The 12407-nt window shown below is 72.3% G+C and carries 8 protein-coding genes and 1 pseudogene; 3 read left to right on the plus strand and 6 right to left on the minus strand.

The features are described 5' to 3' along the window. Positions 1–2: 2 nt before the first annotated feature. Positions 3–1370: an MATE family efflux transporter gene (locus tag VDQ83_RS00795; protein ID WP_309913391.1), complete on the minus strand. Its 1368-nt coding sequence runs from the start codon at positions 1368–1370 to the stop codon at positions 3–5. Positions 1371–2006: 636 nt separating this feature from the next. Beyond that, positions 2007–2999: pseudogene (locus VDQ83_RS00800) on the minus strand (hypothetical protein); the annotation flags it as partial. Between the two features lie 463 nt (positions 3000–3462). Between VDQ83_RS00800 and VDQ83_RS00805 the strand changes: the two are divergent. Beyond that, positions 3463–5652 (plus strand): primosomal protein N', encoded by a 2190-nt coding sequence (locus VDQ83_RS00805; protein ID WP_455433514.1) that lies wholly within the window; start codon positions 3463–3465, stop codon positions 5650–5652. Between the two features lie 30 nt (positions 5653–5682). Here VDQ83_RS00805 and VDQ83_RS00810 read toward each other — a convergent pair whose 3' ends face one another. Beyond that, positions 5683–7335, minus strand: a complete 1653-nt coding sequence (locus VDQ83_RS00810) for a VanW family protein (protein ID WP_455433515.1) — start codon at positions 7333–7335, stop codon at positions 5683–5685. Between the two features lie 260 nt (positions 7336–7595). On the opposite strand from VDQ83_RS00810, the gene VDQ83_RS00815 reads away from it, so the two are divergent. Continuing rightward, positions 7596–8903, plus strand: a complete 1308-nt coding sequence (locus tag VDQ83_RS00815) for an NAD(P)/FAD-dependent oxidoreductase (RefSeq protein WP_455433516.1) — start codon at positions 7596–7598, stop codon at positions 8901–8903. Positions 8904–8958: 55 nt separating this feature from the next. Then, the gene (locus VDQ83_RS00820; protein WP_309913378.1) at positions 8959–9579 is read left to right on the plus strand and encodes a trimeric intracellular cation channel family protein; all 621 of its coding nucleotides are present in this window, start codon (positions 8959–8961) and stop codon (positions 9577–9579) included. A gap of 135 nt (positions 9580–9714) precedes the next feature. On the opposite strand, the gene rpoH is transcribed toward VDQ83_RS00820, so the two are convergent. From rpoH to VDQ83_RS00835, 3 genes are all read right to left on the minus strand, one after another. Further along, positions 9715–10593: an RNA polymerase sigma factor RpoH gene (gene rpoH / locus VDQ83_RS00825; protein WP_309913373.1), complete on the minus strand. Its 879-nt coding sequence runs from the start codon at positions 10591–10593 to the stop codon at positions 9715–9717. 220 nt (positions 10594–10813) lie between these two features. Then, a complete protein-coding gene (gene ung / locus VDQ83_RS00830; protein WP_455433517.1) occupies positions 10814–11542 on the minus strand; it encodes a uracil-DNA glycosylase in 729 nt (242 codons plus the stop codon). A gap of 22 nt (positions 11543–11564) precedes the next feature. After that, entirely contained in the window at positions 11565–12407 is an 843-nt protein-coding gene (locus VDQ83_RS00835) for a response regulator (RefSeq protein ID WP_263395974.1), read from the minus strand.

Consider the following 12407-nt stretch of genomic DNA (forward strand, 5'->3'; position numbering starts at 1 on the left):
AGTCAGGGTGCCGTGGCGGCGAGCAGGCGCCCGCTGCTGAGCCGGAAGCGTGCGGCCATCATCACCGCCGCCGCGCTCAGGCCCAGGATCAGCCCGATCCACATGCCCTGCGGCCCCCAGCCCAGCCACAGGCCGAGCCCGGCGCCCAGCGGCATGCCCAGGCCCCAGTAGGAGCACAGGGCAAGCAGCATCGGCACGCGGGTGTCCTTGAGCCCGCGCAGCGCGCCGGCCGACAGCACCTGCACCCCGTCGGGGAACTGGAACGCGGCCGCGTACAGCAGCAGCGTGGAGGCCAGCCCGGCCACCGCGATGTCGCGGGTGTAGACGCCGACGATGGCGTCGTGGCCGAACAGCAGCACCAGCGCCGACAGCGCCTGGGTGGCGAGCACGATGGTGTAGCCGGCCCACGCCGCGCCGCGCACGCCCACCGCATCGCCGCCGCCAGCGGCGCGGCCGACCCGCACCGTGGTCGCCTCGGCCACGCCCATCGGCACCATGAAGCACAGCTGCGCCACGTTGATCGCGATCTGGTGCGCGGCCGCCGGCACTTCGCCGAGCCGCGCGATCAGCAGCGCGGTGACGATGAACAGGCCGCCTTCCATCAGGATGGTGATGCCGATCGGCAGCCCGGTCTTCAGCAGCCCGCCGATCGCGCGCAGGTCCGGCGCCTCGAAGGTCGCGAACAGGCGCAGCGGCGCGAACCGCTTGGAACGCGCCAGGTAGACCGCGAAGCACAGCGCCTGCAGCCACATCATGATCGCCGAGGCCATGCCCAGCCCGCCGGCGCCGCGCTCGCGCAGCCCGAACAGGCCGAAGGTCAGCACGTAGCCCAGCGGCGCCAGCACCAGCAGCCCGCCGAAGCCGAGCAGCATGGTCGGCAGCGTCCAGTGCATGCCCTCGCTCAGATAGCGCATGCAGAAGTACAGCACCATCGCCGGCACGCCCCAGCGGATCGCATGCAGGAAATCGCGGGCGCCGGGCACGATCTCCGGCGCGATGCCCAGTTGCGGCAGCACCATCGGGGTCACGCTCAGGAACGCGAACATCAGCAGGCCCAGGCCCAGCGACAGCCACAGCGCCTGGCGGAACATCGGCCCGATCTGCGCGTGGCGCTTGCCGCCGTCGAGCTGCGAGACCGACGCGGTCAGCGCGATCAGGGTGCCGATCGGGATCATCATCGGCAGCCACAGCAGCGCGGTGCCGACCGTCACCGAGGCCAGCGTGCGGGTGCCGTGGTGCCCGGCGATGACGTTGTCGACGAAGCTGATCAGGCCGGCGGAAATGTGCCCCAGGACCAGCGGCAGGGCGAGCCGCGCGGTGCTGCGCAGTTCGCGGCCCCGGACCGAGGCCGGGGTGGAGGACGAAGACATTGCAAGACTCTAGCGATCCCGCCGACTGCGGCCGCGCAGGAAAGCGCCGGCGCCGGGTGGCGGAGGGCCGGCATTTTACCCTGTGATGCAGGGATTAGGGATTAGGGATTGGGGATTGGGGATTCGGAGCGCGGAGCGGCAGGACGCCGCCGACGCTGCAGTTCAGCGGGCGCTGCGTTGGCGCAGCCAGGCCGCGCGCGTCTCCGGCGCTTGCGCCAGCAGTTCGTGGCGCAGCGCCGCGCGCTCCTGCGGCGGGGTGCGCTGCGACAACAGCGCCAGGTGCTCGCGCTGCTCGGCCGGCAGCGTGCGCAGCAGGTCCAGCAGCGGCTGCCGCTGGGCGTCGGGCACGTAGCCGAACAGCGGCTGCAGCGCCCAGTATTCGCTGCCCAGTTCCGGCCCCAGCAGCCAGCCATTGCGCTCCAGCGCATCCAGCGCCGCGAACTGCGCGCGCAGCGCGTGCTGCTGCTCCACCGGCAGGCCGGCGAAGGCGCTGGCCACCTGCCGCAGGCGTGCCTGCACCGTGGCGTGCAGCGCGTCCCAGGCGGCCTGGCGCTCGCGCAACTGCGCCGGGGTCAGCGCCGGCGGCGTGGCGGCAGCGGTGGTGGCGGTGGCCGGCGCGGTCGCCATGCCCGTGGCCGGGTTGGCCGGGTTGGCCGCGGCGGCTTCGGCGGCCTCTTCCGCGCTGGGTGCGCTGCGCTCGATCCGCGCCGGCGGCGCGCCGGCGGCGTACCACGCGAAGAAGTCCAGGTCGTAGACCGCCGGTTCCGGCAGCGGCGCCGGCGGCGCGGCCGGCACCGGCGGCGCCGTGGCCACGTCGGACTCGGCCGGCAGTTCCTCGACCTGCACCGGCCCGGTATCGCCCAGCGCCAGCCCCGAATCCGTGCCGGCGCCATCGGCCGCGCGCCGCGACGGCGACCGGTCCCACCACAGGGTGCCGACCAGCGCCAGGGCGACGACCACGATCACCGCCCCCGCCAGGCGTGCCCGGGTCGGGCCGCGCCTGCCTGCACCGCGACGCGTGGGGACCTGCGCGGGCGGCGCGGACCTGAGCGGCGCCGTCGGCGCGCTCGGTGCCGCGCCGGCGATGGCCGCGTCGCGCAGCTGGGCCAAGGCCTGCAGCCGTGCCGGCGGCAGCTCGCGCAGGTGCTGCTGGGCGGCCTCGGCCAGCGCGCGCCAGCCGGCGGCGTCCGGGCGGCCGGCGGCATCGCGCGGACAGGCCCGTGCCAGCGCCTGCTGGTAGTCCTGGGTGGACTGGTGCAACACCTGCGCCGCGATCGGCTCGTCCAGCCCGGCCACGATCCGCAGCAACAGCGCCAGGCGGTCGGCCGCCTCCACCTCGCCCAGGTGCGCGAGCGGCGCCGGCCAGCCGCTGCCGGCCGCGGTGGCGGCCTGGCGCAGGGACGGCACGGCGGCGAGCAGCTTCCAGAAGCGCAGCGGCCAGTCGGCCATCGGCAGGGTCGCGGCATGGCTGCGGAACGCGCGCATCGCCGCAGCCAGTGCCGGCGCGCCGCGCTCGACGCTGCCGCTCTGCAACTCGGCCAGCACCGCGGCACGGCGTTCGATGCCGCGCAGGAAGGCGGCCAGGGCGGGCGCGGCGACCGCGCCGTCGGAGGGGGGCGCGGCGGTCATCGGAACTCCATCATCGGCGCGATGATAGCGATGCCGCCGCCGCGCCGCGCGCTTGACAACGGCGCGCCGATCGGCTGCTTCAGGCGCCAGCGGGGCGGATCGCGGCGGCGGGTTGTGCACAGCGCGCCGGGAGCACGCCCACAGCCCCTGTCAAGCCCACCGCGAAATCATGTTGCAGCCATGTTTCACGGCCAAGTCGTTGTTATTCATAGCGTTTATTCGATTGGCGCTTTTTTGTCCAACTTGTGGCAGAAGCTTGTGAATCCGTCTTCACGGCGTGGAGCATCCCCTTCATGCACAGCTTTATCCACAGCACGTGTGGATAAATTCGATTCTCCAAGCGGGGCAACGATTTACGACTTGTTTATCACTTTGGCGGCAGCTGTCGCGCCCAACTGACGGCGCCGCCGATCACGGCCGGGAGACCGCGGGCTCCGGTTCCCCGGCCGCTAAACTAGGGTCGATGTTGCCCCCCGTCGCCACCCTCCGCGTCGCTCTGCCGCTGCCGCTGCCGCAGCTGTTCGACTACCTGCCGCCGCCCGGCAGCGCCGCCGTGGCCGGCGACGTCGGCCGCCGGCTGCGGGTGCCGTTCGGCAACCGCGAGCTGAGTGGGGTGGTGGCCGCGCTCGGCCAGGTCGAGGACGGCGAGGGCCTGCGCGAGGCACTTGCCTGGCTGGACCCGGTGCCGCTGCTGCACGGCGAACTGGCCGACTCGCTGCATTGGCTGGCCCGCTACAGCCACGCTCCGCTGGGCGAAGTGCTGGCGACCGCGCTGCCGGTGACCCTGCGCCGCGGCGAGGCGCTGCCCGACACCCACTCCTGGGCCTGGCGCCTGACCGAGGCCGGCGCCAGCCATCGCGCCCGCCCGGGAACCCGTCCGCACCGCTTCGCCGAACTGCTGGCGGCCGGAGCGGTGGACGAAGACCGGCTCGACCAGGCCATGGACGACTGGCGCAGTGCCGCGCGCAGCCTGGCCAAGCGCGCCTTTGCCGAACGCATCGCGGTGCCGGCCAGCGCCACGGCGCCGCAGCCGCAGCCCGGCCCCACCCCGAACGCGGAACAGCAGGCGGCGATCGACGCGGTCGTCGCCGTGCCCGGTTTCGCCCCGTTCCTGCTCGACGGGGTCACCGGCAGCGGCAAGACCGAGGTCTACCTGCAGGCCATCGCCGCCTGCCTGGCGCGCGGCCGCCAGGCGCTGGTGCTGGTGCCCGAGATCGGCCTGACCCCGCAGACCCTGGCGCGGTTCCGCGCGCGCCTGGGCGTGCCGGTGCACGCGCTGCATTCCGGGCTCACCGACAACGAGCGCGCGCGGGTCTGGGCCGCGGCCTGGCGCGGCGAGGCGCGGGTGGTGGTCGGCACCCGCTCGGCGGTGTTCGTGCCGCTGCCGCAGGCCGGGCTGATCGTGGTCGACGAGGAACACGACGGCAGCTATAAGCAGCAGGACGGGATCCGCTACCACGCCCGCGATTTCGCCCTGGTGCGCGGCAAGGCGCTGGACGTGCCGGTGCTTTTGGGCAGCGCCACCCCATCGCTGGAAAGCCTGCACAACGCCGCCGGCGGCCGCTACGCGCACCTGCGCCTGACCCGCCGCGCCGGCGATGCGCGGCCGCCCACCGTGCGCGTGCTCGACGTGCGCAAGCGCCCGCTGCAGGACGGCCTGTCGCCGGAGGTGCTGGCCGGCATCGGCAGCGCACTGGCCGACGGCGGCCAGGTGCTGGTGTTCAAGAACCGCCGCGGCTACGCGCCAGTGCTGCTGTGCCACGACTGCGGCTGGACCGCGCCGTGCCAGCGCTGCAGCACCCCGCTGCACGCCACGCCGATGACCGTGCATGCCGGCGGCCGGCGCCTGCAGTGCCACCACTGCGGCGCGCGGCAACCGGCGCCGCTGGCCTGCCCGGATTGCGGCAGCCTGGCGCTGCAGCCGCAGGGCATCGGCACCGAACGCCTGGAAGAACGCCTGCTGCAGGCCTTCCCCGACGTGCCGGTGCTGCGCATCGATCGTGGCACCACCCAGCGCCGCGATGCGCTGGAGACGCAACTGGCCACGCTCGGCACGCAGCCCGGGATCCTGGTCGGCACGCAGATCCTGGCCAAGGGCCACGACCTGCCGCAGCTGACCCGGGTGGTGGTGGTCGGCATCGACGAAGGCCTGTTCTCGGCCGATTTCCGCGCCAGCGAGAAACTGGCACAGCAGCTGATCCAGGTCGCCGGCCGCGCCGGCCGCGCCGCGCGCCCGGGCGAGGTCTGGCTGCAGACTCACCATCCCGGCCATGCGCTGCTAGAGACCCTGGTGCACGGCGGCTACCACGCCTTCGCCGAGGCCGAACTGGCGCAGCGCGAAGCGGCCGGCTTCCCGCCGTTCGCACACCTGGCGCTGCTGCGCGCCGAGGCCAAGCAGGTCGAACACGCCAACGCCTTCCTCAGTGCGGTGCGCGCGCTGCTGCCGGAGCAGGCCGACGTGCAACGTTTCGGGCCGATGCCGGCGCCGATGCCGCGCCGCGCCGGTTTCCAGCGCACCCAGTTGCTGCTGTCGGCGCCAACCCGGCGCGCGCTGCATGCGGTGCTGGACGCCGCGATGCCCGCGATCTACGCGCTGCCGCAGGCGCGGCGCGTGCGCTGGTCGCTGGATGTGGATCCGCAGGATCTGTACTGAGGCGAGCGCGGCGTCCGCCACACGCTCGCCTCAGCCCGGCAAGCCCAGCACGGCGATCAGGTGCGCGCGCAGCGCGGCGCTGTCGCCGGCGTCCACGCAGCGCCAAGCGCCGGCGTCTGCGCCCAGACCGCAGGCGGCGGTGGCGATCACCGGCTTGCCCAGCGCCAACGCCAGCAGCGCGCCGCGCGGCTGCTGTTCGATCCACGCCGGCAACACCACCACCGCGGCCGCCTGCACACCGTCGGCCATCGAGGCGACCCGGCGTACGTCGATGCCGCTCCAGAACTGCGGCGTCTCCTGCGCGCCGGGCGGCAACAGCAGTTGCACCGACAAACCGTGCAGCGCCTCGCGCAGTTCGAACGCGCCCTTGCGCGCCAGCGCCGACGCCGCCAGCAGGACCTGCGCCGCGCCGCCGGTGCCACTGGATGGCGCAGGATCGGACGGCGGCTGTCGCCATTCCAACGCGATGCCGCGACTGCCGGCCAAGGCCAGCAATTCGCGATGCGGGGTGATCCAGTGCCGCGCCTGCGCCAGCGCCGCGCGCTCGGCCTCGACCAGCAGCGGATCGGCACGGAAATCGCGCAGCGTGGCGCTGTCGGGATGGCGTTGCGCCGCCACGTCCAGCCGCGCCTGCAACAGATGCATCGGCAACGCGGTCATGCACACGTCCCAGCGCCGGCCCTGCAGTTCGCCGGCCAGCCACAGGCCCGGCAACAGGCTCTGCGGCACCACCAGCTCGACATCCTGCGCGCCGAGCCGACGCTGCAGCGCGCGCAGGCGGATGCGTTGCGCGCGCTGCCGCACCTGCGGCAGCGGCAGCCCGCGCCGCAGCCACCAGCGTTGCAGCAACGCCGCCTGCACGGCGGCGAGGCTGCTCCGGCGCAGCGCCAGCACCCGATCGCCCGGCTGCATGCGGCGCCGGCGGTCCTCGGCGAATTCCGGCCAGTCCTCGTCGATCAGCCAGGTGCGGCGCACGCCGGCGGCGGCGGCCGGCACGTGCCGATGGCATGCCTCGCGGCCGCAGCGGGTGCAGTCGTTCGGCGCGGTCGCTGCCGGCGTGCGCCGCAGCGGAGACAACGGCAGCGCAGCGGCCGCCGGCGCACCGCCGAGAATGCGCACGTGCAGGTCCTCGCCATCCAGCCACACTTCCAGGCGCCACGCCGAGGCCGCACGCAGGCGCAGATCGACGTAGTTCCAGAACACCACCGCATCGCGATCGCGCTCGGCCAGCGAACCGGCGATCACCTGCGTGTGCCGATGCCGCTCGACGATCTCCAGGCCCTGGCGCAACGCCGCGTCGTAGATCGCGTTGGACAGCTGGCACAGGCCGCCGCCGATCGACGGCACCAGGCAGCCTTCGCGCAGTTCGCGGCCGGCGGCGAAGCCGCGCCGGCGCGTGGCCCGGCCCAGTTGTCGCCAGAAACCGAAGGTCGCTCCGGCCGGCACCTCGACCCCGTGCAGCAGGCGTGCGGCCACGCGCAGGTTGTGGATCTTGCCGGCGACCAGCAGCGGCGAGGTTTCTTCCGACTCGGGCCATAGCGCGGTGACCGATTCGGAGACCGCCGCCGCGGCGATCGGCAACCCCGTGTCGCGGCGATGCCGGCGCGGTCCGCCGCGCAGGTCTCGCAGCGCGCGGCGCAGTTGCAGCACCCGGGTCTTCGCCGCGAACAGCAGCGCACCCAAGCGCGACGGCACCGCGCCGGGCGATGCGAGAGGTCGATCCGTCGCTGTTGCTGTCGCTCGCACTACCATGCGCCCCCCGCATCCCTGCCTGCGCCTGCCATCGCGCTACTATAGGGGCATGCGGTTCCAACCCCCAGTTCCTGCATGCAGCGTCGGCCGCCGCGAACGCGCCGCTCGCCCGGCGCGCGCCGCGCATGCCGCCGTCGCTGTCGCCTCGCCGGCAGCATGCGTTTCGCCTTCCCGTCCGCTTGGAATCCCGCATGGCTAGCGCACCCGTGCCGCACCTGATCGTGGTCGGCGGTGGTTTCGCCGGCCTGTGGGCCACCCGCGCGCTGGCCAAGGCGCCGCTGCGCATCACCCTGATCGATCGCCGCAACCACCACCTGTTCCAGCCGCTGCTGTACCAGGTCGCCACCGCCGGGCTGTCCTCGCCGGACATCGCCGCGCCGCTGCGGCAGATCCTGCGCAGCCAGGACAACGTGGAGGTGCGACTGGGCGAAGTCGTGCGCCTGGACAAGCAGGCCCGGCAGGTGCAGCTGGCCGGCGGCGAGACGCTGGACTACGACTACCTGCTGGTCGCCACCGGCGCCACCCATGCCTATTTCGGCCACGACGAGTGGGCCGCGCACGCGCCCGGGCTGAAGACCCTGGACGATGCGCTGCACCTGCGCCGCCACCTGCTGCTCGCATTCGAGCGCGCCGAAGCCGAGACCGACCCCGCCGCGCGCGCGGCCTGGCTCAGCTTCGCCATCGTCGGCGGCGGCCCGACCGGGGTGGAACTGGCCGGCACCCTGGCCGAGATCGCGCGGCATACGCTGAAGCACGAGTTCCGCCGCATCGATCCGGCCGAGGCCAGGGTGCGGCTGATCGAGGCCGGCCCGCGCGTGCTGGCCTCGTTCCCGGAGCGGCTGTCGGCCAAGGCACAAAAGCAACTGGAAAAACTCGGCGTGGAGGTGCTGACCGGCGTGCCGGTCGCCGACATCGACGCCAGCGGCTACCGGCTGGGCAGCACCTTCGTGCCCGCGCGCACCGTGGTCTGGGCCGCCGGCGTGGCCGCCTCGCCGCTGGCGCGGACGCTGGAGGTACCGCTGGACCGCAGCGGCCGCGTGCAGGTACAGCCGGACCTGAGCGTTCCCGGGCATCCGGAAGTGTTCGTCGCCGGCGACCTGGCCGCCTTGCAGCAGGCCGACGGCAAGCCGGTACCCGGAGTGGCGCCGGCGGCCAAGCAGATGGGCCGGCACGTGGCCGAGAACCTGTCGAAGCGGCTGCGCGGCTTGCCCGGCGATGCGCCGTTCCGCTACGCCGACTACGGCAACCTGGCGACCATCGGACGCATGGCCGCGATCGTGCATCTCGGCCGCCTACAGCTGTCGGGCCTGCTGGCCTGGTGGTTCTGGCTGGCCGCGCACGTGTTCTTCCTGATCGGCTTCCGCAACCGCCTGGTGGTGCTGCTCAATTGGGCCTGGGCGTACTGGAGCTACCAGCGCGCAGCGCGGATCATCCTCGGCGACGACGCGCGCGATTCCGATCCGGCGCCGACCACGCCCAAGCCGCCGCCGGCCGCGTGACACCCCGCGGCGCGGCTGCGATCCTAACCGCCCCTTGCCGCTGCGCAGTGCCGTCTTGGCGACCTTCCTGTTCCTGCTCGACCTGCTCGGCACCTTCGTGTTCGCGATCAGCGGCGCCACCGTCGGCGTGCGGCACCGCCTGGACCTGTTCGGCGTGCTGGTGCTGTCGTGCGCGGCCGCGGTCTCCGGCGGCATCGCCCGCGACGTGCTGATCGGCGCCACCCCGCCGGCCGCGCTCGGCGATGCGCGCTATCTCGGCGTCGCCTGCCTGGCCGGGCTGCTGACCTTCTACAGCCACAACACGGTCGAACGCCTGCGCAATCCGGTGCAACTCTTCGACGCGCTGGGCCTGGCGTTGTTCGCGGTCTACGGCACCAGCAAGGCGCTGGCGTTCGGCCTGGGTCCGCTCAGCGCGACCCTGCTCGGCATGCTCAGCGGCATCGGCGGCGGCATCGTGCGCGACCTGCTGGTGGCGCGCACGCCGGTGGTGCTGCAGGCCGAGCTGTACGCGGTGGCGGCGCTGCTCGGCGGCGGCGTGGTCGCCGCGGCGCACGTGCTGCAGCTGCCGCAGCCGTGGGGACTGGCGGTCGGCGCCACGCTCTGCTTCGGCCTGCGCTTCATGGCGATCCGCTACGGCTGGCACCTTCCGGTGGCACGGCCGCCGCCGGAGCCGTAACCGGCAACGCGCGCAGTCGCACGGAGGCTCGGCGTGCCCGTCTGCGCACGCATCGGCGTAAACGAAAAAGGCCCGGAAACCCGGGCCTTTTTGCTTGGCGGATCGATCATCCGCCCATGCGCGCCATACCGACGATCACGCCACGAACAACGCCTTCATCTTCTTCAGCGCATTGGCCTCGATCTGGCGGATGCGCTCGGCCGACACACCGTACTCGTCGGCCAGCTCCTGCAGCGTGATCTTGCTGTCGGCATCCAGCCAGCGGCGCTTGATGATGTCGCGCGAACGCGCATCCAGTTCGGCCAGGCCCTCGCGCAGCAGCTGCAGCTGGTTGTCTTCGCTGTCGGCGCGCTCGTAGGCCTGCGAGGGATCTTCCTCGGCGGCCATCAGGTAGGCGGCCGGCGATGGCGGCGCGTGGTCGTCGTCGTCGTCGGACGGCGCATCGAAACCGATGTCGCGACCGGACAGGCGCGACTCCATTTCCAGCACCTCGCGCTCGGACACGTTGAGGTCCTTGGCGACCGCGGTCACTTCCGCCGCGTTCATCCAGCCCAGGCGGGTCTTGGACTTGCGCAGGTTGAAGAACAGCTTGCGCTGCGCCTTGGTCGTGGCGACCTTGACGATGCGCCAGTTCTTCAGGATGTACTCGTGCATCTCCGCACGGATCCAGTGCACCGCGAAGCTGACCAGGCGCACGCCCATTTCCGGGTCGAAGCGCTTGACCGCCTTCATCAGGCCGATGTTGCCTTCCTGGATCAGGTCGCCCAGCGGCAGGCCGTAGCCGTTGTAGCCGCGGGCCACGTGGACCACGAAGCGCAGATGCGAATGGACCAGTTCGCGCGCCGCATCCAGGTCTTCCTGGTCACGGTAGCGCACCGCCAGCGCGCGTTCCTCTTCGGACGTCAGCACCGGGATCTGGTGCACGGCGCCGATATAGGCATCCAGCGAACCGAGCGGACTGGGGATCGGGAGGTTGTTGGCCACCAGCGCGGTGGCAGGCATGGTCTGGTTCATAGGGGCTCATCTTAGCAGTCAAGTAATTGGACTGCTGGGTACAGTAAAAAGTTCCTGCGTTCCGCTGATGGAACACTCGATCAGGAATGAGACTGTGACAGAGACCACTGGAACGCTGTGGGGAGGCAGCCGTAACCGGTTACGAGGGTCAAACCTAGCACCTGTCCTGCGAAATTTCCGTACATCCGGCGGGTGTCGCGCGCCTCCGGCGAACCGCGGTTCAGCCGCCGGCCAGCGCCGCGTCGAGCGCCGCGCGCGGCGGCAGGCTCCAGTCGATCGGCTGGGCGCCGCGGCGGCGCAGGTACTCGTTGGCCGCGGAGAAATGCTTGCAGCCCAGGAAGCCGCGGTGCGCCGACAGCGGCGAGGGATGCGGCGCCTTCAGCACGCGGTGGCGGCGGGTGTCGATGACCTTGCCCTTGGCCTGGGCGTAGCTGCCCCACAGCAGGAACACCAGGCCTTCGCGCTCGCGGTTCAGGGTCTCCACGACGTGGTCGGTGAAGCCCTCCCAGCCCTTGCCCTGGTGCGCACCGGCGCGGCCCTCCTCCACCGTCAGCACCGCGTTGAGCAGCAGCACGCCGCGCTGCGCCCACGGCAGCAGGCAGCCGTGGTCGGGACGGCGGATGCCCAGGTCGTCCTCGATCTCCTTGTAGATGTTCAGCAGCGACGGCGGCACCGGCACCCCCGGCAGCACCGAGAAGCACAGCCCGTGCGCCTGACCGTAGCCGTGGTACGGATCCTGGCCGAGGATCACCACCTCGACCCGGTCGAACGGGGTCGCCTCGAACGCGGCGAAGATCTGCCGCCCGGGCGGGAACACGCGCGCGCCGGCCGCCTTGCGCTGGCGCAGGAACACAGCCAGCTCGCGCATCTCCGGGCGCAGCAGCCAGTCGCCGACCTGCGCCTTCCATGAAGGTTCCAGTTGGATCCGGGTGTCGTCTTCGCTACTCATGCAGGGTCCGGCAGTCGATCGATCAGAACGTCACGGCGTTGTCGCTGAGCTTGGCCAGGCGCAGCTGGAACAGCACCTTGGTGACCAGCAGGCGCTCCTCGATCGGCTTTTGCACCAGATCGTTGGCGCCGGCGCGCAGCAGCTCGGACTGGTTGTGCGGGTTGCTGTCGCCGGTCATCACCAGCACCGGCATGCGCCGCTTGCCGTAGGCGAAGTCGATGCGGATGCGCTGCACCACGTCGCGGCCGTTGAGCTCGCCCTTCAGGGTGACGTCGGTCAGCACCAGGTCGATGCGGCGGGTGGTGCGGCCCAGCGATTCGGCGGTCAGCAGCGCGAATGCGTCCTCGGCGGTCAGCACGTGCACCACGTGCAGCTCCTGGCGCTCGAGCATGCGCTTGGTCGCCTCGGCCACCACGCGGCTGTCCTCGACGTAGAGGATGGTGGCGCCGGCCACCGGCTGCGGCTGCACGTAGCCGCGGATGAAGGTCGCCAGCGCCTCGTGACCCAACGCCTTGTCGAAGTAGTCGGTGACGTATTCGGTGAAGCGGCGTTCGACCAGGTGCTGCTGGGCATCGCCGGAGACCACGATCACCGGCACGTATGCCTGGCCGGCGGCCTCGCGCACGCTGCGCGCCAACGCCAGGCCGTCGCCGTCGGGCAGCGCCAGCGAGGTGGTGACCAGGTTCACCGGGCCGGCCTCCAGCGCGGCGCGCGCCTCGGCGATGCTGGCGCAGCCGACCACTTCCACGTCCGGCAGTTCGCGGTGCAGCACGTCGGCGATCAGCTTGCGCACCAGCTTGGAGCCGTCCACGACCATCACCCGCGGGGCGTCGCTGATCAGGTGCTTGAGATCGTGCCGGGACAT

The sequence above is a fragment of the Xanthomonas sp. WHRI 7945 genome (genome assembly GCF_035026585.1).

Bases quoted from the DNA above. Each gene is read 5' to 3' on its own strand.
- VDQ83_RS00795 (WP_309913391.1), bottom strand. From the start codon at position 1,370: ATGTCTTCGTCCTCCACCCCGGCCTCGGTCCGGGGCCGCGAACTGCGC.
- VDQ83_RS00805 (WP_455433514.1), top strand. From the start codon at position 3,463: ATGTTGCCCCCCGTCGCCACCCTCCGCGTCGCTCTGCCGCTGCCGCTG.
- VDQ83_RS00815 (WP_455433516.1), top strand. From the start codon at position 7,596: ATGGCTAGCGCACCCGTGCCGCACCTGATCGTGGTCGGCGGTGGTTTC.
- rpoH (WP_309913373.1), bottom strand. From the start codon at position 10,593: ATGAACCAGACCATGCCTGCCACCGCGCTGGTGGCCAACAACCTCCCG.
- ung (WP_455433517.1), bottom strand. From the start codon at position 11,542: ATGAGTAGCGAAGACGACACCCGGATCCAACTGGAACCTTCATGGAAG.
- VDQ83_RS00835 (WP_263395974.1), bottom strand. From the start codon at position 12,407: ATGTCCCGGCACGATCTCAAGCACCTGATCAGCGACGCCCCGCGGGTG.